At 70.4% G+C, this 24,788-nt stretch carries 13 protein-coding genes; 7 read left to right on the forward strand and 6 right to left on the reverse strand.

Features of this window, described 5'->3' with window-relative positions; genetic code table 11:
• The first annotated feature begins 565 nt into the window (after positions 1 to 565).
• A complete protein-coding gene (locus ACZ47G_RS29710) occupies positions 566 to 3,028 on the forward strand; it encodes a Helicase associated domain protein (protein ID WP_465747875.1) in 2,463 nt (820 codons plus the stop codon).
• A gap of 366 nt (positions 3,029 to 3,394) precedes the next feature.
• Here ACZ47G_RS29710 and ACZ47G_RS29715 read toward each other — a convergent pair whose 3' ends face one another.
• From ACZ47G_RS29715 to ACZ47G_RS29735, 5 genes are all read right to left on the reverse strand, one after another.
• Positions 3,395 to 3,883: a hypothetical protein gene (locus ACZ47G_RS29715; protein WP_465747877.1), complete on the reverse strand. Its 489-nt coding sequence runs from the start codon at positions 3,881 to 3,883 to the stop codon at positions 3,395 to 3,397.
• A gap of 35 nt (positions 3,884 to 3,918) precedes the next feature.
• A complete protein-coding gene (locus ACZ47G_RS29720) occupies positions 3,919 to 6,387 on the reverse strand; it encodes a hypothetical protein (protein WP_465747879.1) in 2,469 nt (822 codons plus the stop codon).
• A 420-nt stretch (positions 6,388 to 6,807) separates the two neighbouring features.
• Entirely contained in the window at positions 6,808 to 7,356 is a 549-nt protein-coding gene (locus tag ACZ47G_RS29725) for a hypothetical protein (RefSeq protein WP_465747881.1), read from the reverse strand.
• Complete coding sequence (locus ACZ47G_RS29730) at positions 7,356 to 9,833, reverse strand: helix-turn-helix domain-containing protein (RefSeq protein ID WP_465747883.1); 2,478 nt, start codon at positions 9,831 to 9,833, stop codon at positions 7,356 to 7,358. Before ACZ47G_RS29730 ends, ACZ47G_RS29725 begins: the two co-directional genes overlap by 1 nt.
• Before the next feature lie 13 nt (positions 9,834 to 9,846).
• Positions 9,847 to 10,494, reverse strand: a complete 648-nt coding sequence (locus tag ACZ47G_RS29735) for a hypothetical protein (RefSeq protein ID WP_465747885.1) — start codon at positions 10,492 to 10,494, stop codon at positions 9,847 to 9,849.
• A gap of 196 nt (positions 10,495 to 10,690) precedes the next feature.
• Between ACZ47G_RS29735 and ACZ47G_RS29740 the strand changes: the two genes are divergently transcribed.
• On the forward strand, positions 10,691 to 11,896 hold the full coding sequence (locus ACZ47G_RS29740) for a HEPN-associated N-terminal domain-containing protein (protein WP_465747887.1): 1,206 nt from the start codon (positions 10,691 to 10,693) through the stop codon (positions 11,894 to 11,896).
• A gap of 362 nt (positions 11,897 to 12,258) precedes the next feature.
• Here the strand turns inward: ACZ47G_RS29740 and ACZ47G_RS29745 are convergent, their stop codons facing one another.
• Positions 12,259 to 14,592, reverse strand: a complete 2,334-nt coding sequence (locus ACZ47G_RS29745) for a helicase associated domain-containing protein (RefSeq protein WP_465747889.1) — start codon at positions 14,590 to 14,592, stop codon at positions 12,259 to 12,261.
• A gap of 220 nt (positions 14,593 to 14,812) precedes the next feature.
• Here ACZ47G_RS29745 and ACZ47G_RS29750 point away from each other — a divergent pair, with 220 nt between their 5' ends.
• From ACZ47G_RS29750 to ACZ47G_RS29770, 5 genes are all read left to right on the forward strand, one after another.
• On the forward strand, positions 14,813 to 15,682 hold the full coding sequence (locus ACZ47G_RS29750; RefSeq protein ID WP_465747891.1) for a TniQ family protein: 870 nt from the start codon (positions 14,813 to 14,815) through the stop codon (positions 15,680 to 15,682).
• A 282-nt stretch (positions 15,683 to 15,964) separates the two neighbouring features.
• Positions 15,965 to 16,663 carry a TnsA-like heteromeric transposase endonuclease subunit gene (locus ACZ47G_RS29755; protein ID WP_465747893.1) on the forward strand — a complete coding sequence of 233 codons (699 nt, stop codon included), beginning with the start codon at positions 15,965 to 15,967 and terminating at the stop codon, positions 16,661 to 16,663.
• Positions 16,664 to 17,257: 594 nt separating this feature from the next.
• The gene (locus ACZ47G_RS29760) at positions 17,258 to 18,985 is read left to right on the forward strand and encodes a transposase (RefSeq protein WP_465747895.1); all 1,728 of its coding nucleotides are present in this window, start codon (positions 17,258 to 17,260) and stop codon (positions 18,983 to 18,985) included.
• Positions 18,982 to 20,127, forward strand: coding sequence for an ATP-binding protein (locus ACZ47G_RS29765; protein ID WP_465747897.1), 1,146 nt, complete (start codon positions 18,982 to 18,984; stop codon positions 20,125 to 20,127). The genes ACZ47G_RS29760 and ACZ47G_RS29765 overlap by 4 nt, the downstream gene beginning before the upstream one ends.
• A gap of 320 nt (positions 20,128 to 20,447) precedes the next feature.
• Positions 20,448 to 24,659, forward strand: coding sequence for a hypothetical protein (locus tag ACZ47G_RS29770; RefSeq protein WP_465747899.1), 4,212 nt, complete (start codon positions 20,448 to 20,450; stop codon positions 24,657 to 24,659).
• The last annotated feature ends 129 nt before the right edge of the window (positions 24,660 to 24,788 follow it).

A 24,788-nucleotide genomic window follows, 5' to 3' on the forward strand; every position in this document is an offset into this window, starting at 1 on the left:
CCCGGCTACGCCGGGTAACCACGGGCCTTCGGCCCGGGTTGCTTGGGCCTTCGGCCCTGCGCGCGGGCTTCGCCCGCCAACTACCCGGCCTTCGGCCGGGGGCACCGCGGCTGCGCCGCGGTGCGTGGCCCGGCGCTCCGCGCCGGCTGCCCGGCTGCGCCGGGCGTGATCGGGCTGTGCCCGATCGGTGGGAGCGGGTATGGGGTGTTCGGGTAGCCTGCGCCTCACTTCTCATGCTCTGCAGGAGAAGTGAGGCTAATTCGAGGAGGTGTGATCGGCGGCTCTGACGGTGAGTTGGCTGAGGCCGGGCTTCGCCCGGTGGGATGGCAGTGGGTGGGCGCTTCGCGATCTTGGGCGGGTGGCGCTGGGTGATCCTGTCGCGGGTTCACTCATTCGGGTGGCACAGGGGCGGGCTTCGCCCGCCCCTGTGATTCAAAGGTGCAATCCCGCTAAACTCTGTGGTGTTGGGGAAGCTCCGGGGAGGACTCAAGATCGCGGACTCGATCAGTGTCGTGATCCACTTCCTGTCGTCCCTCGCTCGTTCCGGGAAGAGGAGGCATCCGTCATGGCGAGGAAGCTGCGGCCGAACCAGGAGGAGGCGTGCGGGGCATCGGTCCGGCTCCTGACGCTACCCGCGTCGGGGGCGCTGCCACCGGAAGGGCTGCGGTGTCAGATCAGGGCTGCGACGGGGGCGGGCAAGTCGCTGACGGCTGTTCACGTCGCCTCCCGCCTCCACGCAGAGCGGGCACTGGTGCTGGTCCCCTCGTTGCCGCTGCTGCAGCAGTCGGTCGAGGTGTGGCAGCGGGAGGGGCGCGGCGGGCGGATGTTCGGGCTCTGCTCATTGAGGGCCGGCGAGCAGCCGGGGATCGAGTGCACCACGGATCCTGCGGAGCTGATGGAGTGGACCGCCGAGCCAGGGCGGGTGACGGTGTTCGCCACGTACGCGAGTATGGGGCTGGGGCACCTGGAGGGGGCCCACCGGGCCGGGTTGCCGGCGTGGTCGCTGGCGGTGGTGGACGAGGCGCACCGGGTGTCCGGGCAGGCGGGGCGGCCGTGGGCGGCGATCCTGGACAATGCTCGGATCCCGTGTGACCGGCGGTTGTTCATGACGGCGACGCCAAGGCTGTGGGCCGTGAAGGAGGACGATCGGGAGCGGGCCGCTGCGGTGGGGATCGAGGCGGCTGAGCTGATCGCGAGCATGGACGACGAGGCGCTGTTCGGGCCCGTCGCGCACGACTACCCGCTCGGGACGGCGATCTCGGACGGGGTGATCGCCCCCTACCGCATCCTGTGCGTCGACGTCGCAGACCCTGTCCTGCAGGGCCTGGAGCAGCGCGGTGCGAGTGACCGGTCGGTGGAGTACCGGGGGGCACGGCTGGCGGCATTGCAGACGGCGCTGCTGACGGCGTGTGCGGAGTGGGACCTGTCACGGGTGCTGTCGTTCCACCACATGGTGGCGGAGGCGCGGGCGCTGAGCACCGGTCTGCGGGAGGTGGCGCGGGTGCTGTGGCAGGGGGATCCGGCGCTGCACCCGCGGCCGGAGCTGGTCGGCACGAGCTGGCTGGAGGCCGAGCACACCCCCTCGGAGCGGCGGGCCGCGCTGGGCACGTTCTCCTCGCTGGTCGGCGAGGACGGGTGGCGGCTGCTGCGGTACATCCTGTCGTCGGTGAAGGTGCTCTCCGAGGGGGTGGACACCTTCGACTGCGACAGCGTGTTCTTCGCCGACGTGCGCGGGTCGATGGTCGACCTGGTCCAGGCCGTCGGGCGCGCTCTGCGGATGCACCCGGGCAGCGGGAAGGTGGCCACCATCGTGGTGCCCGTGCTGCTGGGGGCCGGCGAGGACGGCGAGCAGTTGCTCACCTCGAAGGCGTACGACGGGCTGGCGAAGGTCCTGATGGCGCTGCGGTCGCACGACGCGGCCTCCGTCGAACGCCTGGCGCTGCCGCAGTCCGAGGCCCGGCCCCCGCGGGAGTCGCGGCACGCGGGGGCGCCGAAGGAGTTCAGCTCCGCCGGTGGCGAGGCGCAGCTGCTGCAGTTCTCCAGCCGACGCGACCCGGCGATCATCGCGGCGTTCGTCCGGACCCGGGTGCTGGAGCCCGAGCGGGAAGAGTTCCGACGCGGTCTGGAAGAGCTACTCGCCTATCGGGAGAAGTTCGGTGACGTGCGCGTGCCCTACGCCTACCGGGCGCCGTCCGGGCACCGGGTCGGGGCGTGGGTGGCCGACCAGCGCCGATACAAGGCCGCCGGGGTCTTGGACGCCGAGCGGATCGCCCTGCTGGACGAACTCGGCATGATCTGGTCCGCGTTCGACACCGCCTTCACCGACAACCTGGTCGCGGTCGCCGACTACGCCGCCGAGCACGGACACGCCTGCCCACCGGCCGACGCCGTCTGGGGCGGGCGGCCCGTCGGCACCATCATGAAGAACCTCCGCACCGCCCAACGCCGCGCCGAAGCCCTCCAGCGCCGATCGGAGGCCGGCGAGACCGGTCTGGACTGGACCGGCGCGCTGTCCGCCGAGCGCAAGGCCGCCTTGGATGAGATCGACGCGGGGTGGTGCCCGTCCTGGCCGGTGGCATGGCGGCGGTGCTTCATCCTGGCCTGGCACCATGTGAAGGCCGGCGGGATGCTGGCCGGTGCCGAGCCGGGGAGCATCGTCGTCCAGGGCGAAGACCTCGCTGGCTGGGCCCGCACACAACAGGCCGGCTGGGACAAGCTCGGCCCCGCCCAGCAGTGGGCCTTGGAGCACGTCCTCGGCCTGGTGTCGCTGACCGCCGAGCAGCGGCCGGCCCCGAAGGTAACCCACGCCGAGACGGAGCAGCGCAACCTCGCCGCCGCCGCCCAATACCGGGCCCGCGAAGGACACCTCACCGTCCCGCGCAAGCACAGGGAGCCGCTGGAGCTGACCGACGGCACCACCATCGAGATCAGCCTCGGCCTGTTCATCACCAACAGCCGCAGCCGACGCACCACCATCCCCACCACCCGCGCCACACGCCTCACCGAACTCGGCATGCGCTGGGAGTAGCCGGGCACCGGGCCGGGCGGCCCGCTCGGGGTGCAACACGACACCACCCGGCCCGCCCCAGGGCACAAAAGCCCAGCTCAGGGGTGCAACACGGCCGCGTTGCACCCCTGTGTTGCAGTCGGCGGCCGGGATGCGTGGGGAAGCTGTTGACCTGTGCCAGGGGGCCTTGAGCGATTGCCACCGAACATTGAGCGACGCGGGTTTGTGACAGCGAAGTTCGATCGCCTCAGCTCAGCCCCACATCGTGGTGCGCTACCGCAGCGCGTTCGCTATGCGAGGGGCAGGCGCAGCCCCGATTGGGTCACGCGTTCAAGTTCAGTAGTTGGTGGGTCCGGAACTTTTGTCCCGGACCCACCATTGGGAAGTTCAGCCCGGAGTCGCGGACGTGTCCACGGCAAGATCGGCGGCCGGCTGCGGGGCGCCGATCCGGCGTGCCGCGCGGGTGGTCACCCGGGCAAGCCACTCAGCCTCGGTGACCCTGGGCCATTGACGCGGTCCCATGCGGCCGCGCAGATCGAGCAGGTCGGCTGTGCGGCCCTCGGCGGCCTCGATCGCCTTCGGCGGGCTGAACGGGTCCACCGCCACGACGAACAGCTTGGCGAAGACGCGAGCTCGCTCAGGGTGGCCAAGATGGTTGCGCAGCCGCGCTCCGACTCCACCATCGCGGTGGGCCTTGCCGAGCCAACGAAGCCGACCGTCCGCGTCGACGACTAGGTACAGGCCAGCCAGGACCTCGTCCAGCTCCTCCAGGGTCTTCTCCTGGTCCCGGACGAGGTTACGGGCGGCGGGCCAACCGTCCACGCGGAGCGGCCCCAGAGCCGTCCAGGCCTGCATCAGCGCCCGGTCGTCGATCACCGGCCCAGGGACGAGTTCCTCGCAGCAGTCCCCGATCACAGCGACATCACCGCCAGGAGCGCCTCGTCCAACAGCTTCGTCATCTCCGTGCACGCCGCCTTGATCGCGCTGAAGTCCCTCTGGTAGAGCTTCTGCACCTGCGGCGGCTCTTCCTCGGCGTCCGCGTCCATGCGGGCCTGCACGGCGTCGCGGGTGTGCGCCAGGAGACGCGTTACTTCCTCGAGAGCCATCTCGACGGTGTCCCCGCTGACGCTCACCCGAGCGGGCAGCGTCGAGCGCAGCCGGTGTAGGCGTGTGATCGAGTCTTCCAGGATCTCCTCCTCGAGCTCGATCTCCTCGCTGTTGGCGTCCTCGTCGCCGCTGTCTTCGCCGCCCTCGCCGTCGGGCTCAGGCTCGTCGCCCTTGCCCTTGCTGTTGGAGGTCTTGGGAAACATCGCGTCGAACCAGTTCTTGTCCGCCAGGACTCCCTTGCGCGGGTTGCCGTGCGCGTCCGGGGCCCAGAAGGTCCCCGGCGCCAGCCCGTCCTCGCCGGGAGAGTCGGGGGCCGTCAGGACCGACTCGGCGAACGCGAGCAGCATGTCACGAGTGACTCCCGCAGGAGGCTCGGTGTATGCGTTCACCAGAGCCTGCACCGCGTTGGATGGAGGCCGACGCACGCCCTTGCGGTCAGCGCCGACCTCGGAGCCCTGGCCGGAGGTGACGAACGGCTCGGGCGCGTTGATCAGCCCGGGCAGCAGGTGTCGACGTACCAGCGTCTCCCATGTCACGGCGTCTCCCTTGACCGTGCGGCACGCGGCCAGCAGCGAGGTAAGGCTGCGCCCGTCGGGGGAGACCCCGAACTGGGTGTCGCCTGCCTTGAATGCGCTCTTCGCGGAGAGCAGGTTGCCGCGGTTGACGAAGTGCTGGGCGACTACGGCCGCCCAGACTTCGGTCCGGCGCTCGGCTTTGGGCCCGTTCGACTGGCTCCAGGGCGCCTCCTGCAGCGCGGCGCGCACCACCGGCCAGTACCTGCCGGTGGGCATGTGAGCCCGGGCCGGGAGGTTCTTCGGCCGCGGCGGGACCGGCGGGAAGAGCATGACCGTGGCACAGCGGACGGCGACATCGCGCAGCGTCATCGGGCTCACGGGGTCGCCCGGCGTGAGCAGCACGGAGAGGACGTCAAGTGCTCGGGCCCCCACCAGGGCGTCGGCGATCGCGTCCTCGTCGAGGGAGCTCACCGCGATCCGGTCCTTGGCGACCTCCTTGGCGAGCAGCTCGCCCAGCAGACCGTCGGCCTGGTAACCCTTGACCAGGGTGGACCACAGACCCAGACCGCGGTCTTGGTCGTCGTACCCCAGCTGGCCGCGCAGGTGGTCGTGCACGTTCAGCTGGCGCAGCGCTTCCTCCAGCCGCTCCGGCGTCCGGGCCCCCACCACGACGCGTGCGGGCACCTGGGCAATCCGCTGCGCCCGCTCGGCCTGCTCCTCCAGCTCGTGGCCAGGAGTGGAGTAGGCGGTGTTGAGCCGCGTGCTGACCCGGCGCAGGATCTCGCCGAGGCCCACGAGGACCAGCCGCCGGTTCTCCTCCTCCTCCGGCAGCCGCAGCACCGCCTGCGGCACGCCGACCAGGAGGTGGTGTGCCTCGAGGCCGTACACCTGCAGCCGGGCGTCAGCGCGGTTGTTGCCGGTGACGTGGAACCCACGCCAGGTGGACATCACGGAGCCGTCCGTGCCGGTCATCGGCACCTGCTGCAGGACGACCACTGTGGAGTCACGCTGTCCCTCGTTCACCAGGGACTCGACCAGGTCGTAGCTGCGCTGCTTTCCGCGCTTGCGCAGCTTGTCCACGGTGTACTGCTGCAGCGCGCCGGCTACGTCGGAGCGCATTTGCTCCGTACTCAGGGCGGCGAACACGGTGCCGTGCTCGGCGATGGCGCGGACCTGCGGGATCGGGCGCCGATTGCCCAGCGCCGCCTCCTTCAGGTCGAGGTCCTTCGTGGCGTGCGCCAGCTCGTTCTCCGCGTGGTGGATCGCCGCCAGCGCCGCGTCCTTCTCTGCCAGCGGCGCGGTGACAGGGAGCCGACGCTGCGCGTCCTTCGCGCGGGCCAGGGCCACGGTGCACCCGGCCACGACACGCTGCTGGTCGACGAGCTCCTCGTGACGCAGGAGGTTCTCCTGCGTGGGGTGCAGCCAGTCGCTGCGCGTGCGGTCGTTCAACGGCCATGGCAGCGTCGCAGCGCCGTGCACCTCCATACGCAGGAGCAGCAGCGCGTGGTCTGTGTCGCGGGACTCCACCTGGTAAGCGGTGGGACGCAGGTAGCGGTTGCCGTCGCGGCGGCGCTCGATGACGCGCTTGGCCTCTCCGGTGCCGAGCGCGGGCGCGAGCGCGTCCAGGACCGCGCGCCGGGGGACGGGGGCAACGTCCTCCTCGACGCAGGTGTTGGTGATGGCCTCGTACAGGTTCTCGGCCCAGTCAGGGTGGGTCGGATACGGGAACGGGCCCTCGGGGGCCTTACGAGCGGACATGGTGCGGACGGTCCTCTTCTCCCGGAAGCCCTCAAGCTTCGGGCGCGCTGGATACGCACCGGCGGAGCCGGGTGCGGCACGCACCCGAACCGCTAGAGCTCTTTCCACAGAGCGCCTGGCGAGGGCCGCCGTCACCGCAACGCACCCACAAGCGCGCACCGGTGAAGACCGTCTGCCCCTTCAAGTCCGCCGGAGGAGACTGTGCACGCCACGAGGGCCATCAGGCACTCGCGGCACGCGGCTCACGCCCTCTCCGCCGACGGCGGCACGGGGCTGGCAGGGTTCTGGGACCACTGACGTGCTCCACCAGTTTGCCTGGAGGCCCTAGGTTCAAACAAAGCATTTGCTAGACGCGCGTAGATCTGACAACCCGTTCGGGGCCGCCAGGCATCGCGGTTAGCTGGTTGAGCTGAAGAATGGTCAGTTGAGGTCGAAGTCGTTGGGGTCGAAGTCGAAGTCGTCGGCCAAGAAGCCTCCGTAGCCGGCGCCGCCGTTGAAGTAGTCCGCGAGGGCCTGGCCGACGATCTGCCGCACCTCGTCCTCGTTCTCAGCGAGGGCCAGGGCGGCGGCCTGCTCGCCCGTCAGGTTCAGGTGGATGTCGCGGGCCCGGACGGCGTCCGAGCCGCGAATCTCGAAGTTCACGGCTCGGCCGACCCGGGCCCCGATCCCGGAGACGGTGCCACGCTGCGCGAGCTGCTTGGCCTTGCGCCCCCGACCGCGCTCGGTGGTCTGCACGTCGACTGCCTCGTGCTGGAGCCGCTCGGCGTCCTCTCCCTTGGGGTGGCGGGTGCCGTCGATCCAACGCAGCACGGTGCGCGGCGCAACGCCGTAGGCGGCGGCCATGGCCTTGGTGTTCCCGCCGTACTTGCGGTCCCGAACCTGGCCGGCCTGCGTGGTGGACTGCACCGGCGCCTTCCTGGAGGGGAACATGGCCTCGCGCACCCGGCCGAACAACCCCTTGCCCGCCATCAGTTCCCGCCTTCCTCATCGTCGGTGTCGGTGCCGGCGTCCCCGCCGTCGGCGCCGGTCTGCTCCGGGCCGATCGCGGTGCCGTCGGTGGCGTAGTGGTGGACCAGCTTGGAGGGGTGCTCATGGCGCTCCATCGCCTCGATAACGGCCTGGAGCGGGATCGAGGACTCGTGCTTGTGGCTGCCCGGGGCGATACCTAGGCGCAGCGCGCCGGGGACGGGGGTGTTGTCGTCCTTGAGGGCCAGGAGCTCCAGCGGGGTGGGGTGGTCGGTGGCGTAGAGGTAGGAGTCGACGTTAACGGCGAAGGGGGCGCGGCCGGTGAGCTGGAGGGTCTTGCGCAGGCGGCGGTGGGCGGCGATGCGGGCGGCGGCGATGATGGTGAAGCGGATCTCGGGGCGGTAGGACCAGGACGTGGCGGTCTTCTCCAGCCACACCTGGTCGTCCAGGTGGCGGGCGGAGTCGGCCCACTTGCCGATGCCGCCCTTGTAGATGTTCTTGTACAGGGCGGCCAGGGTCAGGGCGTCCGCGAAGTGCGGGTCCTGGTCGGTGTCCTTGTGGGCGGCGTAGGCAGCGAGGAACTCGGTGGGGCTCTGGCCGTCGGTCAGGCCGAGGTCGGTGTAGGCGCGCTTGTAGCCGCCGCGGATCCGGCCGGTCCATTCCTTGAGCAGTGGCGCGGTGTGGGTGGAAAGGTGGGCCTCGGTAATGGTGGCCGGGTCGAAGCCGTAGGTGGTGGCCATGTAGGCGACGGTCGGGGTGGCGTACCAGCCGGGTCCGGTCGGCGGGCGGCCGTGGAAGGTGGCCGGGTGGGGCAGCAGCTCGTCCACCGGGGTGGTGGTGAAGTCCGCCCACCACAGGCCGGCGGTCTTGCCGCCGGCCCACGCCGGTTTTTCCACGTGCTCCAGCTCGCCTGCGGGCAGGCGCAGGGACTCGGTGACGGACAGGTAGGACGCGCAGACGTCGACCGCGACCGTGAACTGGCGGCCGGCCTCCTGATCGGTGAGCTCGCGGGCCCACCACTTGTAGTCCTCCTCCTCGCACACCGCCTCGCCCTTGCTGAGGAGTTCGCGGGTGAGCGGGTGCCGGGCCCCGGCGGCCGGCGCTACGCACAGGTCCCCGGCCGGGAGCGCGCCCTCGCGCAGGTGCGAGGACCACTCCCCCGTGGCCCCGTCCCTGACCCACTCCGCGCGCGGGCGGACCGCGTCCAGAAGCAGCATCGCGGTGGAGGCGGTGGTCGCGCCCGGCGCGACGCCGAGGTCGGCGGTGAAGGCCCGGCTGCGGCGGGCGAACGTCCGGCCGTCCTTGGTGCCGTCGGGGGCGGTGGCGAGCGGGGCGGCGAGCGCGCTGGTGGCCTGCTGGCGGGCATCGCCCTGGCCGAGCCACGGGGCGACGGTGACCCGCACCGAGGTCTTCGGGCCGCCGGCCGAGCCCGCGCGGCGGAAGACGTGGAAGGCCGGACCGATCGTGTCGGAGACCTCCATGCCGACGGATCCGGCGGCCTTCGCCAGCTTGACGTGCAGCGCGGCCAGTGCCTTCTCGGTGGTGGGCAGGGCGGCGGGGAGGCCGAGCTGCGCCAGTGCGGCGGCGGTCAGGCAGACCGTGCCGTCGCCGCCGCGCCCGGCCGCGTGCGCTCGCTCGACGCGCAGCGGCAGCCCGGTGCCCAGCCACGCGAACCAGTCGACGAGCTTCGGTCCGGCCGGGGCCGGGAACTGCGGGACGTCCAGCACCCAGCAACCGTCCTCGGCGGTGTCCAGCGCGACCACCGGCCACCACCGGGCGGCAGCCGACCCGGTGGCAGCCCGTGCGGCGGGACGCGCCGCAGCAGGCTGGTTCGGGGTATGGGGCGCAGCCGGGCGCCGGGCCGCAACCGAGGGAGCAGCGGGACGGGTCGACGCCGTAGCGGCGGGAGCAGCGGCCGGGGTGGGCGGGGCAGCCGGCGGGCTCGCCGGGGCCGTCGGGGAGGGCGCCGGCTGCTCGGCCCGGGGAGCGACCGGCGCGGGGGCCGGGGCGGCGGGGCGGCAGAACCCGCCCAGGTGCATCGGGCGGCCCTGGGCGCGGTAGACCGAGGGCTGGCCGCACTGCACGCACGGCGCCGCCTCGCCCATCACCAGCGAGCCGTCCGGGTTCTGGTCGAGCATCGCCTGCTGCGGCACTGCGGCAGCCGGCTGCTCCGGGGTCTGGGCGGGTACCTGTGGACTGGCCGATTCGGGCACCGGGTCGGTGGGCTGCTCGGTCACCGGGAAACGCGCGGCCAGGCCGTCGAGCAGCCGCGCGTAGGCCGGGGTGATGTCCGGGCCGGGGATCACGGTCCCGTTCTCCCAGTCCTGGACCAGAGCCGAGTTGACGCGCAGGGCCGCGGCGATCTGCGCGGGTGTCAGCCCGGCCGCCAGGCGCAGCCGCTTGCGCTCCGCCGGGGCTGGCAGGCCGGTGTTCACGGCGGCAAGCAGCGCGTCGACGGAGTCGAAGAGCTCGTCGGACATTGGGGTGTGCTCCTCAGCGTCCGTTGGGTCGGGTCGGGTCGAGGCGCGGGTCACCGAACAGGGCCTCGAAGACGTCCGGGGTGACGCAGCCGATCACTCTCCGGTCGGCGTCGCGCAGGGTATGGCCGGCGGTGCGCGCGAGGCCGGCGGCGGTGAGCGGGACCTGGGGGCGGTAGTAGAAGGTGAGCTCCCGGTCGGCGTACCCGGTCGGCTCCGTCGCCGGCTGCGGCTGGTCCGGCGCGGCGGCGGGCAGGATGAAGGAGGGCAGGCCCGCCACGTCCGGCTCGGCGGCCAGATGGAGGACGCCGTCGTCGGTGGTGCGGAAGGCGACGACCAGGTCCACGCCGCCGCGGCGGCGGTCCTTCGGCAGCCCGTGACCCTCGAGAACCCGGCCGAGCTGAGAGGCGGACATCGCGGCCGCCATCGCGAGAGCGCTCCGGTTCGAGTAGGCGCCGGCGGCGTCCGCGCGGGACATCGCCACCTCCTTGAACACCGTCAGGTGCTGGGTGAGGCGGCTGGTGCGGGCGACCAGGGCGACCAGGTCGTCGAAGTCGGCGGTCTGCGGCGGCTCCACCAACCGGTCGCCGCGGAGCCCGGCGAGCAAGGCGGCGCCCAGGTCGTCGGGCACCTCGACCTGCTCGCCACCGATGCTGATCCTCACAAAAACTCCCCCATACAGTAGGACTCAACCAAATAGTAGGGGTGTTCACTTTGGGAGTCCAGAACCCCCGGAAGAGGCGCACGGCCCGTGCCGCATACCATCGATGCGACAGAGCGCCGTGGTTTGCGAGCGACTCGGGCAAGATGGCGAACTCTGCGGGCAGACCTGGCCGATGCCGCCGCGTAGGCTGCCGCACATGGGCGGAGCGAAGCGACAGATGGAGCTGGAGTTCGAGCGGGGCTGGGCCTCCCGGGGCGATCACGTGTGTGCGGGTTGCCTCAGCGACCTGGCTCTCAAGAAGGTGGTCTCGGATTCCGCCCAGGACGGTGAGGAATGCAACTTCTGCGGTGAGAGTCCTGCCGCTGAACTGGACGTCCTCACGGAAGCGTTCGTCAACGGGCTGAGGACCGAGTACGCCAACGCCGACGACGAGGGAGTCCCCTACGACAGCAGAGAGGGCGGCTACCACGTCGCCACCACCTGGGACACCTGGGACCTGGTGGGTGACCACTCCGAGGTCTTCGCCAACGAGGCGGTCCTGGAAGCCGTCCGCGACGCGATCGGCGACCAGACCTGGACCGAGATCGACTGGCAGCTCCTGCGCTACAACGAGCAGCTCACCTCCAGCTGGCAGTCCTTCTGCGAACAGATCCAACACAGGACCAGGTACGTCTTCTGGCTCCGCCGCGACGACGCGGACAAGGAGGAGGAACGCTGGGGGGAGATCCCGGCAGGCCGCATCCTCGATCAGATCGGCCGGCACATCCTGGACTTGGGCCTGGTGCGGGAAATCCCCGCTGGCACAAGGCAGTGGCGTGTCCGCGAGGTACGGGACATCCGGGCGGCAGCCGGCTGGGGCGCCTCCGACCTCGGCACCGCGCCCCGCGAGTCCGCCCGGACCTCCAACAGGATGAGCCCGGCCGGCATCCCGATGTTCTACGGCGCGTTCGACCAGGACACCGCCGTGCGGGAGGTGACGCGCGGCAGGCCGCAGCGGCTGGCGGCAGGAACCTTCGAACTCTCCCGGAGCAGCACGGTGGTCGACTTCACCAGGCTGCCTGAGGTGCCGTCGATGTTCGACCCCGAACGCGGCCACCAGCGGCGCACCCTGCTGTTCCTCCACCAGTTCGTTGCACAGATGGCGACGCCGGTTCGGGACGGCTACGACCAGATCGACTACGTGCCGACCCAGGTGGTCGCAGAGTTTCTCCTCAAGGTCTTCAACCCAGACAACCGCGCCCAGGGGCTGATCTATACGTCGTCGTTGAACGGGCGGCCCTGCGCGGTGTTCGATCTCGACAGCAGCTGTTGCGTGGAGCAGGTGACGGGATGGAAGAACCAGCCCAAGACCCTCCTCGGGCTCGTCCCCGGATCGGTGCACATCGTCGACACCAGCAGCTGACCATCGCGGCGCGAGGTGAGCAAGGAACTGCTCGCGTACCGGACGTCAGGGCGGCACGACGCCGCAGGACGAGCCCGTTCTTCCTCCGCACAAACCGCATACGGCCGGGCTTCGGCAGCCGAGCCACGGCGCCGTCTGCCGGGGCCGACCTGTCCCCGGCAGACGGGAGGTCGTGTCCCCGCATCCTCACAGGGTCCCCGGCCGAAGATCCCGGCCTTCACGCTGGGGAGCGCTCGCCCCGCTGCTCGCCGATGCGGGCTATCGCGTCCCGGCGCCGCGGGGGCGGTCGGCTGCCGGTGGCCGTCTCGCTCCGACGCGACTCAACGCTCCCTGTGGGCCAGGAGAAAGGCTCGAAGGGGCGTTCAGCCGGCCCGAGGGCGCCAGCGCATGTCGAGGGCTTCGAGGGCGTCGAGTTGTTCACGTGACAAGGTGCCAGGGTTCCGGCGCCTCTCGGCTATCCATCGGCCGAGCTGGAAGTCAGCGCCGTCCAAGGCGCACCGGTACCAGGACGGCACGTCGAGGTGCTGGTACTTGCGTTGGAAGGCACGGGCGGCCCTCAGTCCTCGGGTGAAGGCCCACTCCGAGGTGCCGCGGGGGCGGCGCAGCAGGAGGGCGAGGGGGTGGGTTAGGGGGAGGGCGCCGAGGAGGTTGTGCCTGGTGTCGCCGAGCTTGCCGAGATTGTCGATCTGATCGTCAAGCCATCGGGTGAGCGGGGGTTCGGTTTGGGGGCGCAGTGAGGGGAATGCGAGCTCGCCCTTGCGGGCAGCGGCGAGGGCGTGGGCGTAGGTCCGTTTCCAGGTGGCGGGCCATGGCTCGCTCCACCAGGGGTAGATCTCGACGAGGGCCCGCTGGTAGCAGATGGGGAGGGTGCGATCGCGTACTTCTCTGCGGCGGTCGGCGAGCCAGCGGCCGAGGTGGAGGCCGCCGTGGCGTTCGTCCGCTGCCGGGGCCAGGTGTCCGTTGCGGCTCATGTAGTCGCGGGCGACCTGGAGTTTGCGTTCGATGCTGTGGGGAGGGTGGTTCCACCGCATGCTGAGGGTGTCGAGGGCCTTGATCCGGTCCGGGAGCAGCATGGCGTTCAGTCGTAGGGAGCGTTGCTGGCCGATCCACCAGCCGAGGTAGAAGCTGTCGGGACCGAGGAAGCGGCTGGGGACGTTGAGGTGTCCGTGTTCGCGGTGGAAACGCTCGGCGCTGGCGAAGCCGTAGTCCCAGAGCTGGTTGGGTGCGGGGGTGTCGCTGAGGTCGAGGAACTGGAGGATCTCGTCGGCGCGTTCGGGGGCGGCGGCAAGTTCGGGTTGTGCAGATTCACCCCGGCGGTGCGCTTCCAAGTGTTCCACGCGGTGGAAGGTGTGCTCGTCGTAGAGGCTGAGAGCAATGAGGACCTCGTAGAGAAGGCGCCAGGGCGTCCTCTTGGTGGCTTCTCCCATGTCGTCGCCGGGGGCGAGGTAGATGGGGATGACGATGGTGGAGATCTTTCCGTCGCCCGGTGTCTGGCGCAGTGCTCGGCCGACGGCTTGGACGATGTCGACGGTGCTGGTCTTGGGGTGGGCGAACAGCACGGAGTCGATGGCAGGGATGTCGACGCCCTCGCTGCAGCAGCGGCAGTTGGTGAGGACCGCGCGGTGCGGGGGTGTGGCGCCGAGTGCGGTGTTGAGGGGGGTGGCGGCGAAGGCAGCGTACGCCTGGTGTTGTTCGAAGGGGGTCTGGCGGGAGTTGACGGTGCCGACGTGCAGCAGCGAGCGGTCGAAGTCCGGGCGGAGGGCGGCTGTGTCGGGGAGGGTGTCGGCGAAGGTTTCTGCGGCGGCGATGGACGGATGGAAGGTGAGGGTGCGGCGCAGGTCGTAGCGCTGTTGGGCGAGGGTGAGGGCGAGTTGGGCCGCTGCTGCGCGCAGTGCTTCGGATGTCCAGGTGCTGGTGTCACGGCGCAGGGCGTGGAGCAGGTCTTCGTTGCGGATGGTGATGACGACGATGCGGTAGTCGGCGAGCAGTCCCTGGTTGATGGCTTGCGCGAGGGAGATGCTGTAGACGGTGGGCCCGTAGAGGCTGTGGTCGTCCATGGAGGCGACGACCTGGTTAGCCGGACCGCCGTGCTCGGCCGACTTCCGACGGTCGAAGACGAGAGGGGTTGCGGTCATATAGAGGCGGTGGCGGGCGGGGAGCGCGTTGTTGTCGTGGACCTGCGCCCAGGCTTTGTCGAGATTGCCGGTGGTGTGGTGGGCCTCGTCGACGACGAGCACGTCCCAGCCGGGCAGGTGGAGAGCGGCGTGCGCCTGGATGACCTTGTCCAGGGACTGGTAGGTGCAGAACACGTTGAGCGGCCCGTCTGACAGGGCGGACAGGGCCGCGAGGTGCTCCGGCTGGTCGATCATGGTGAGGGCGTCGGCCAGGGTCGGGTCGGCAGGGTTCTCGCGCGAGCAGACGCCGACGTACCGGCCCGGACGTCCTTCGTGGCGCCACAGGGCCGCGGTCTGTTCGAGTAGGCGCAAGGACGGTACGACCACGAGGGCGCGCCCGTGCGGGGCCGTCTCGTGGACCGTGTTCAGCGCGACGTGGGTCTTGCCGCTTCCGGTGGCCATGGTGATCGTGGCCCGGGATGCGCCCTCCTTGAAGATGGACACACACGAGTCGACGGCCAGGTCCTGGTGTCCGCGCAGGGGACTGCGCAGGGCCGTGTACGTCGGTGTAGCCAAGGTCACTCCCTGATGGCTGTCGGCTAACCTCACGTTCGAGCGTGGAGGGCCGGCCGGTGGAAGACAGGGGTCCGCGGATCGTTCATCCGAAGGGGTGACCACTTGTTGACCGGTGACCGGCGCGCTGCTGGGCTGCATACCGAGCAACCGGCCGGGAGGGCATGTGACGGGTGTGCCGGGGCTGAGGTTCGGCCCGCGGTGGCCGCTGCCCAACGGAGCGCGTCTGGTGGGCGGCGAGTCGACGGGCTCGTTCGTCGCACGGCTCGCGCACGGCAACGGCCTGGGGCTGGCCGAGTTCCTCGGGCGGGTCGGTCAGGGGCAGGCTTCGGCAGATCCCGAGCGGGTCGAGATGTACCCGCAGTCCACCGAGATGTATGTGAACGAGGCCGGGCTGCGGCACCTGGCGGTCTTGTCCGGCCTGTCGGAGGGCATGCTGCGGCGGGCGCTGCCGAGTCTGGCCGAGCGGTACGTGCTGCCGGGTGGCGGGGAGGCGCTGTGGCAGTGGCCGTGGGAGGCAGAAAACGGGTTCCTGGTCCGCAGGTGCGCGCTGTGCGGGTACGCGCGCGGGATCTGCGAGCCGGTGTGGTTGATGTCGGAGGACAACTGGCAGGTGTGCCTGCGGCATCTGCGGTGGACGGACGACTCCCGGTCTCAGGAGCCGTCGTTCGTGGACCTGAGGGTGCTGCCCGAGTGTGTCCGGGCGCATCGGGGGCGGTTGCGGTTGGTGCGTCGATTCGGGACGGCGGGCGGGCGGGTCTTCGCGGATGCCTCCCGGATCGTACGGTGCTGGTGGACGGGAATGCCGGGCGAGCCGCTGTGGGCGGAGCGGGCCTGGAGAGCCGGGTTGGGAGCCCGGACGGCCAGGGCCGTGCCGTTGGTGATCTATCCGGAGGCGGCGGTCTTGGCGTGGTCGATGCTGCGTTTCGAACGGAGCGGCCGGTTCGGCAGCGCCGACCGGGCCGGCTGGCTGGCGGACGCGGAGCACCTGATGGCGGGGGCGGGATTGGACTGCAAGGCCAGCAGGGACGAGTTGCTGCGATGGCTCGAGGGCTGTGGCAGGGGTGCACCGGGTGCGGGGCGCCCGCGGGACCTGTGAGGGCCCGCTGCGGGAAGCGCCGTTGGGCCGCGGATGCGGACCTGGCGGTGTCGGCTGCTGCGGCTGCCGTCCTCCTGCTCGGTGGTCCTCCTGCGGGAGGCGGGGGATCGGGGTGTCGCGCTGGGGCTTCGGAGCGGCGGGGAGGTGGGTTCCGCAGTACGGGAGAGGCGGGGACGGCGCCAAGGGCACCTCATTCGTTCGGGTGAATCCGATCGCGGCTCTCCACAACGCTGTCCAGGGCGTCTCCAGGCTGGTGACGGTTGGACAGGCGGGAGGAGCGCGGTGAGGGACATCGTCGGGTGGCACCTTGATGAACGTGGTGAGTTGGCGTCGTCGCGGGCGGGTGACCTCACGGGCGTGGCGCTCGAGGAGCGTCAGCCCCCGACGGATCCTGTCGCGTATCACGACCGCCAGGGCATCATCACCGCGTGGCCGTCGTCGTCGCGGTCGAGGGTGGTGTGCGGGTCGCTGCGACAGCTGCGGGTGGCGGTGGAGCTGGACTTTACAGCGGATATCGGGCAGTTCAGCGGTGAGCCTGTCGAACTGCACTGGCTGCAGGGTCGCGTGCGGCACCGGTGGCGGCCGGACTTCATCGCCCGGACACGCGGGGGTTCCCGCTGCGTGGTGGTCGTCCCGCCCGAGCGCCGGTCGGGGCCGCAGTGGCAGGAACGCATGGCGGCACTGCACGAGGTCGCGCAGGCGGCCGGCTGGACGGTGCGCCTGTGGCCGGTGCCGCGCGGAACGCGGCTGGCGAACCTCATGTGGCTCTCGGACTACCGCTTCCCCGCCCAGCGCGAGCACGAGCGGGAGAAGGCCGTCCTGGACGCCTTCCGCCGACGGCGGCCGCTGCACGAAGGCATAGCTGCGTGCGGGGCGCCGCAGCTGGTGGCCCTGGACCTCGCCTACCGCCTGATGTGGCAGCAGCGTCTGCGATTCGACTGGACGCGGCCCCTGCTGGCCGATGCCCCAGTGTGGGCCTGAGAGGAAGCGTCATGACCGGAAGAGGACTGCCAGGGCGATTCGAAAGCGACCGGGTCCGACTCGGCGACCGAATCCGCTGGCGGGGCGAGGAATTCCGTGTGGACGCCTTCGCCGGGCCGATCATCACCCTGTCACCGGTGGCGGGGACCGGGGCGGGCGGGCCGGTCGATGCCCTGTACGCGGCGGTGGTCGGCGCTGCGGACTTCGCCGTCCTGGACACGGCGGGCCTGCCTGTCGAGCGCACCGGGCTGCCGCCCCTGGGAACGCTGCTGCTGGGCGTGAGCAAGGAGGACCGCAAGCAGGCCCTGAAGTGGCACCGGCACATCAAGGAGATCGACACCGGGATCCGCCCCGGCCGCCTGCTCCCCCGTCCCGGCTACGACCCGGACACGACCACGGTGGCGCAGCGCTGCAAGACCAAGGCCGCCGAACTCGAGGACCTGGACGGCACCTCCATCAGCTGGCGGACTCTGGACGACAAGCGCCGCAAGTGGAAGACCGCGGGCGAGAATCCGCTGGTGCTCATCGTGGACGGGCGCAAGGGCCGCGCCCCCCCGGCCCGGCGGGAACACCGATCCCCGCCTGATCGAGGCCATGCACGAGGTGACGCAGGAGCTGGCGCGGGAGTCCGGAGGTCGGATCAACCGGGCGCTGGACCTGGTAGAGGAGCTGGTGCAGCGGCGGTATGCCAAAGAGCTCCGGGACCCGGCGGAAGCCGAGCGTCTGCTGCTGCCGCAGTCCACGTTCTACAAGCGGATGGCCGACCTCGGGCTGTCCGACATCCTGCGGCAGACGACCCGGCAGCGCTCGTCCCGGGCCAGCAAGCCGAACAAGCCCCCCACTCCCTCGCACGCGCTGAAGCCGGGCGAGCTGACCCAGATGGACACCACTCCCCAGCGCATCAAGGCCCTGGGCGAGGACGGGGAGGTGATCTCAGCCGAACTGACCGCTCTGGTCGACGTCGCCTCCCGCAGCCTGGCCGGATTGATGATCGTTCCGGCGGTCACCGGCGACGGCCCAGTCGGCCAGCGGATCGGCGGCCGCGCGACCCGGGCATTCGATCTCGTCCTCACGCTCGCGCAGTGCTTCGCGCCCCTACCGACCCGGCCCGGCTGGGATCCGTTGACCGCAGCATCGGCGTCCGCGCTTCCCTTCGGCGAGATGCGCACCGCCGACCCCCGCTTCACCGAAGCGACCGCGGCCCGTCCCGTCATCCACCCGTCCACGATCATCATCGACCAGGGCAGCCCGTACCTGAGCCAGCATTTCGAGGACGTGTGCGCCTTCCTCGGCATCGCCATCCGGTACGCGCGCAAGGGCCGGCCCACCGACAAGCCCATCGGTGAGCGGTTCTTCTCCACTCTCGGCGACTCCTTCAGCCAGTACGTGGCCGGCTGGACCGGCCGTAGCCACCAGGTGCGCGGGCGCGGCATCGAACGCGGTCCCCTGTGGACCATCAACGAGCTGCAGCAGATGGCCGACGAGTGGGTGGCGCTCGAGTACCAGCAGCTGCCGCACGAGGGGCTGGCCCACCCCGCGCTGCCCGGACTGCACCTGTCCCCGAACGAGATGTACGCGGCGCTGGTCTCCCGCTCCGGGTACCGGCCCCGGCCACTGACGCCCGAGGACAACCGCAGGCTGCTGGTGCCAGCGTGGGTGACGGTCAACGACAAGGGCTTCGAGGTCGACAGCCGCCCCTACCAGAGCACCACGGGTGAGTTGAAGCCGCTGCAGGGCCTGGACTCCGGGCTGCCGGGGCCCGGAAGCGGCGGCAGGTGGGAGGTCCGCTACAACCCCTACCGGCCCGAGATCGCCTGGCTGTACGACCACCGCAGCGACGGCCGGTGGATCAAGGCGGAGTTCGTCCACCGGCACCTGCTGAACGATCCGTGGACCGTCGACCACTGGGACACAGCCACCGCCCAGGTCCTGGCGGACGGCGGCCGCAGGGACCACCACGCCGCCATCGCACTGGCGGTGAAAGAACGGCGACGCCGTACGCGCACCGCTCCCCCGCGCAGCAGCCGCACCACCGCCCTGCCGCCCTTCCAAGGGCCCGCACTGGAGACCGAGGACACGCCCGAGGACCGGTACGCCGGACTTGGCGACATCGACCTCGACGCAATCGTCCCCTACCGCACACAGCCCCTCCCCGCTGGCCGCCCCGAGCCGGCTGGGCACCCCGCTCCCACCAGCGCCGCCCTGGCCGACCTCTTCGATGACACTCCCGACGACGAAGACGGCGACGACGGGCAGGTCGCACTCCTCTCCGGGGTCTCCCCCGCCGATACCTTTCCCGCTCTTCCCGGAGGAGAACTGTGAGATCTTCGGTCGCTCTCAGGAACAAGCGGCAGGAGCGCGCGCTGCAGCGGGCGCGCAGCGCGCCGATGCGCCCGGAATGGCTCTACGTCCTCACCGGGTGGAACCACTTCGCCCGCGAGGACCTCACAGCCCCCGACCTCGCCACCCATCCCGCACTGGCCAAGGACGAGCGCAAGAACGACCCCCGCCTCAGCTACCACGCACACCTGATGGTGGTGGAAAGCAACAGCATCGACGACGCCGTGACCGAGGCGCTGAACGCGGTCATCGTGAACGCCGGCCGCCGTGACGGCCTCCTGGACCGGGTCATCGACGGACCCTCCGGCACCGGCAAGAGCCTGCTGCTGCGAATGATCGGGCGCAGCGTGCAGCGCGACATCGAGGACCACACCACGGAGAAGATCACCCAGATCCCCGTGGTGCACATCCTCGCGCCGGCGGACACCGACAGCAAGGTCAACTGGATCTGGGAGATCGCCTGCTTCCTCGGGCTCAACACCGAGCCCACCAGCGAGGACGAACTCCTGCGCTGGCGCAGCTACCCGGACCTCTCCGTGCCGGTCAACTACGTCCTGGAGACCGCACTGACCCGGCTGCTGCTCGTCGACGACATCCAACGCGTCACTCCGGCCCAACTCGCCCCGGTCCTGCACTACTTCGACTACCTGCGCAACCGGCTCGGCATCACCACCATCTTCTGCGGCTCCGGTGCCCAGACCATCGTCCACGAAGCCCGCGCGCTCGCCGACCGGCACTCCCTGGTGCTGCAGCAGCGGACCGAACGCCTCACCAGAGCCCGGGCCAAGGACCCGGCCGGCGCCAGCCGCGCAACCGACGACGCGAAGGACGACCTCGTCTACGGACGCCTCCCCGTCACCTGGCTCGACCCGCTCCCCTTCCACGGCCAGAACAAGGACACCTTCCTCAAAGCCCTCGCCGGATACGAGCAGCACCTGCGCCTGCACAACCTCGACGAGCACGCCCTGACCAAGCACAACCAGTTCCTACACGACCGCACCGGCGGCTACTTCCGCGACCTGTCCCAACTGATCAGCCAGGCCGCCATGCGCGCCATCCTCACCGGCACAGAGAACATCACCCGCACCGAACTCGACGCCGTCACCACCGGCCGCGGGCACTGAGTATCTGCATGGTGCAAGGCCACCGCGGAACTCCCCTGCGAAGACCACTCGCAAGTACAGGCACTCCCGATCGCGGAGACAACAGCGACAGCTGACGGTGCCGGGCCCCTTATGCTGCCTGCCGTGAGCAGGTCCTCAATGACGGCGGTGCACTGGTGAGTTCGAAGCGGAACACACGGGCAGGCGGCAGCGGAGTGGGGCGTCCCAAGGGCCAGAAGAAGATACCGGTCCCGGCCGGCGACCTTACGGAGCAGTTCGCACGGCTGCGTTCAGGAGCCGCGAACGTTGCCGGGGTGACATTCCAGGTCTCCTTGTCAGCGATGCTCCTGTCCGCAGGCCGTGCCGGCGGCGTTCCGGGTCTACCTGTCGACGCGGTGTGTCCAGAAGGATTCGAAGACGTCGACTGCCACCTGGCCGACGGTTCGCGGCTGTTCGTGCAGAGCAAGGTACGTGGGCCCGGCGCCCAGAACATCGCGGCCGCAGAACTCGCAGAAATCATGGCTCATGCCACTCAGACGATCTGGCTATCCGACCAGGCCACCATGCTGCAGGGAGAGCAGCAAGGCGCAGCGGCTGGAGAGGTCCTCGACGGGGTGGACGCACCCGTCCCGGCACGTCTGGCTGTTGTAACCAATGGAAGGTTCGGTAGCTCGCTTCCGCACACGGGGTGGACGGGCACCCTCGACACCGCCCTGGCCGCACTCACCGCCGGAGCAACGCCCCGGACGACGCTGCTGACAGCCTTGAAGAAGCAGCTGTCCACTCTGGGGTTGGATCCCGCGCTCGCCCCGATGACGCTCTCCCGAACGCATCTGATCGAGGTGAGCGAGGACCTCGGGCAAGCCACAACATCAATGCTGCAGACCGGGCTTGGGCTGCACCCTGCAATGGCCGCGCTGCTGCGCAGCCGCCTGCAGTGCGATCTGGCCGACGTCGCCGCCGCGCAGCAGCATGCTGCCTTCGCTGAGGCCGTGGTCCGCACGGCCAGTGATCTTGACGCGATGGCCGCCGCGCTAGGCAGGGAAATCGACGTCGACAGCCTGGAGGAAGCAGTCGCCGCCGGGGTATGCGAACCGCTGGACTTCCTCGCCCCGTCCCCGCAGGACGCCCGAGGGTTCTTCGAGGGCATCAGTGTGCTGCCCGGCCACATTGCCGCAGGCTTGGACGTGCTGCGACCCCAGGAGTCCCAGCAGGTTCTGGATGGCCTGTCCGCCCGCGGACAGGCCATCATCTCCGGCCCGAGCGGCAGCGGTAAGTCGGCGTTGCTGTGGCGGTGCGCCCGCCTGATCGAGGCCGGGCCTCGCCTGCTGAGAGTACTGAGGGTGGCCACCTCGCACGATGCGGAACTGCTCGTGCGCCACGTGATGCGCGCCAAGCCGTCACGTCAGTGCCGCGTCGTGGTCTGCGTCGACGACCTGGGCCGGGCCCGCACGGCTTCCTGGATCGAGGCACGCGACCGACTGCTCGAGATGCCCGGCGTCGCGATCATGGCCGCAGGACGGCGTGAAGACCTGACTCCAGCTCTGACCCGGGGCGCAGCCCTGGTGGATGCGACGCTGACCCCCACCGCAGCCGAACAGGTCTACCACGCGGTCCAGAACAGCGGGGTGCCGCTCGTGATGGCCCGTGAGGAAGCAGTCAAGCAGGCCGACGGGCTACTGATGGAGTTCCTCGCCCTGGCCACGACCGGCCGTCGGCTGCGCGAGGTCCTGGCCGAGCAAGTCGACGCCCTTGCCAAACCGCAGCGACGCCTCGACCGATCGGTACTGCGACTGGTCTGCGCCGCACACGCGCTGGGCTTCGAAGTCCCCACCGACACACTGCCCACCGCACTCGGCCAGGATCCTGACGCGCTGGAGGAGGTCTTCCGCCGACTGGTCGGCGAACACCTCGTCACCAACACCGAGGGCAACGGGTGGAAAGGCCTGCACGACCTGCGCACCGAGGTCCTCCTCGACCTCCTACACGCCAGCGCGCTCCCCACACTCGCATCGACGTACGCCACGGCGATCACAGCGCTCGCGGCGCCCGCCCGCCCGCAGGCCCTGCGCCGCGCCGCCGTACGCGTGGCAAAGACCACCGCACAGGACCTGGACACGCTCACCGCTTCGCAGAGGCTGACCCGCATCCATCACGCGCTGCACCCCCTGGCTCAGTGCATCGCCGAGCAGCTGCGGCACACAGCCGCGGGGGAATCGGACACCGCAGGTGACGTCGCCGTCCACGCAGCCGGCTTGCTGGAGGCGGCCGACCGGATCGACAGCGTCGCGCACGTCTACGCGGCCCTCCCCCTGGTGAAGCAGGAGCGGCCGCCAGGCATCGATGCAGCGACACTCCTGTGGATCGCCTGGATGTCACCGGAGATGGACCTCGATCTTCCGCAGTTCGAGCCCGTGAAAGCACTCGGAAGACAGCTACCGGCGCGGACCGAGGACACCGCGCTCGCCGCCGGGAGCGCACTGGGCCCCGCGGCTCTGCTCAGTCTGGTCTGCGGCACGCAACTGGCCACCGCCGTACGACTGTGCGAGGCAGCTGAAGGGCTGATCACATTCAGTCCGGCGCAGGCCGGCACCGGGTATCGGCATCACGTCCCCGCGCTACCCGACCCGCCCGGCAGTGGCAGCGGCGTGGCGGCAGATCTGCGTGCCCAGCTCACAGCCTCGCTGGCCGTGCTGGCCGATCTTCGCGGAGCCGACGTCGCGGCGGTGTTCGGCGACGTGACCCGGCGCGCCGTCGACGCCGTGGCCAGCGACCCGTTCGGTTGCAGCGTGGACGTCACCTTCCTGCCATTGGCGGCGCTCGGCCCGGAAACGACCGGCCTGGCCCGGCCGTGGACCTACGCTGGTGACCTGGCCTGCTCAGTGCGTGCGATCTCCTACGCACGCCCTGACGGCTCCCCAGCGGCGCCGTCGGCGTACGCGCCAGAGCCAGGGGGCGATCAGGCATCGGAGAACGGGCAGATCATCGTGCTGATGCGGCGCCTGTTCGATGCGTGTCCCGAGGCAGACGTGGTCGACGCGGAACTGTGGCACGCCCACAACCAGCCCAGGCGGGTCGTCGGCATCACCGAAGGCGTCAAACACTTGCGGGCCGGCGTTCTGCGTCGCGCCCGTGCGACCAGCCGCAACGTCGCCCTGCAGGCCGCTGCCATGGAGAGCGCGGGAAGCGGGACATGGACGGAACGCTGCCGTGCCCAAGCCCTGCTGGCCACCGATCTGCTCGCCCTGCTCGCGAAAATTCCGGCGCGGCTACGGCCCAAGGATTCGGCCCCGGCCCGGCAGGAGTGGGCCGCCCACGTCGAGCGCGCCCACCAGAACGCCGTCGCGCTTCCGGCCCGCCCAGCCGAACCCGCTCCCCTGCTGGCCGCAGCGGACGCCGTCTCGATGTCCTACACCGCGGCCCAAGAGGACGCGGCCCTGCGTGAGGCCCCCCAATTGGACGCGGCCAAGAAGGCATTCACCGCCATCGCTTCCAGCCTGCGGCAGGTCGCCCACGCTCAGGGCAACGCCCAGGCCCTGCGCGGCGCCGGAGCCAGGCTCTCGGACGCCCTTCCCGATCTGAGGCGTGCCATCGACCAAGGCAGTCCCCTGCTGTCCGGGATCGGCGACACGCTCCCCCCTGTACTGGTTACCGCGCTGACGGAGGCGGCCAGACTGCTGTCCGCAGTTGACGAGCCTCCGGTCGCTTCGGCACTGCGACACGGTACCCAGGACCCCGACCGTCTCCGCACGGCCGTGCACGCGAGCATGCAAGCCGTCCTGGACGCATCGTTGCAGGCCGTCACCACTTTGCTGGCCAACGCCGGGGTCTGCGTGGCCAACTCCGCCGCCCTGGCCGACAGCGCTCCAGCAGCCCCCTGGCGCGACCGACAACTGGCGCTCAGCGTCCCGCTCGAACAATGGCCCACGGCCCTGGAATCGATCCGCTCCTGGGCCCCCGAGGCCCGGGAAGCAGCCGGGATGCGCTGTCGGATCGCGCTCGTACCAATCGAGGACGAGGAAGTCCTGCCGATGGGCATCCACATCGACGGCTTCGGACAGCCCCTCCCCATGCTCGAAGAGCACTTGGGTGCGCTCGCCGACGCTCTCGGCGCACCCCTGCGCGGCAACGACACCCAGGCCGACCTGCAGCAGCCAGCCGAGCAACTGCTCGCCTACTCCTATGCTCTGGTACGCCGGGCGAACCGCACGCCAGGCTGGACATCCGATCCGACCAACCCGCCAGCGCCCGACACCATCGCCGACACGTTCGCCCGCACGCACGCCGACGTCCTAGCCCACCAGGCAAACCCCGAGGCACTCCCTTACAGCGGGCAATGCCGACTGGTCGCCACCCTGGCCCTCCTTGAACTGTGCGGCCTCGTTGCCCGCGAAGATGGCAAACAACCGGGTCTGGCTGCGGGCATGGCCAGCATCGACATCACCCACCCGATCATCCCCGAGGGAAACGAAGCGGCCGCAAAGCTCAACTTCGCCCTCACCGCTGCCATCGAAGCCGACCGTGGCGGCCTCCAAACACCGCAGGCAGGTTGAAAGTAACCATAGAGATTCTGACGTTGAAACCGTGATTCCTGGTCAAACGACGAAACTGCAGGTCACAACGTTTCGTGCTTCCAAGCAAGATCGATCGCAATAGGCTAGCGACATCCGACGCGGCAAACA

The sequence above is a fragment of the Kitasatospora sp. NPDC030952 genome (assembly GCF_055571335.1).

Coding starts and splice junctions, on each gene's coding strand:
- ACZ47G_RS29725 (WP_465747881.1), bottom strand. CDS start 7,356: ATGGCGGGCAAGGGGTTGTTCGGCCGGGTGCGCGAGGCCATGTTCCCC.
- ACZ47G_RS29760 (WP_465747895.1), top strand. CDS start 17,258: ATGCACGAGGTGACGCAGGAGCTGGCGCGGGAGTCCGGAGGTCGGATC.
- ACZ47G_RS29730 (WP_465747883.1), bottom strand. CDS start 9,833: ATGTCCGACGAGCTCTTCGACTCCGTCGACGCGCTGCTTGCCGCCGTG.
- ACZ47G_RS29710 (WP_465747875.1), top strand. CDS start 566: ATGGCGAGGAAGCTGCGGCCGAACCAGGAGGAGGCGTGCGGGGCATCG.
- ACZ47G_RS29720 (WP_465747879.1), bottom strand. CDS start 6,387: ATGTCCGCTCGTAAGGCCCCCGAGGGCCCGTTCCCGTATCCGACCCAC.
- ACZ47G_RS29740 (WP_465747887.1), top strand. CDS start 10,691: ATGGGCGGAGCGAAGCGACAGATGGAGCTGGAGTTCGAGCGGGGCTGG.
- ACZ47G_RS29770 (WP_465747899.1), top strand. CDS start 20,448: ATGCTCCTGTCCGCAGGCCGTGCCGGCGGCGTTCCGGGTCTACCTGTC.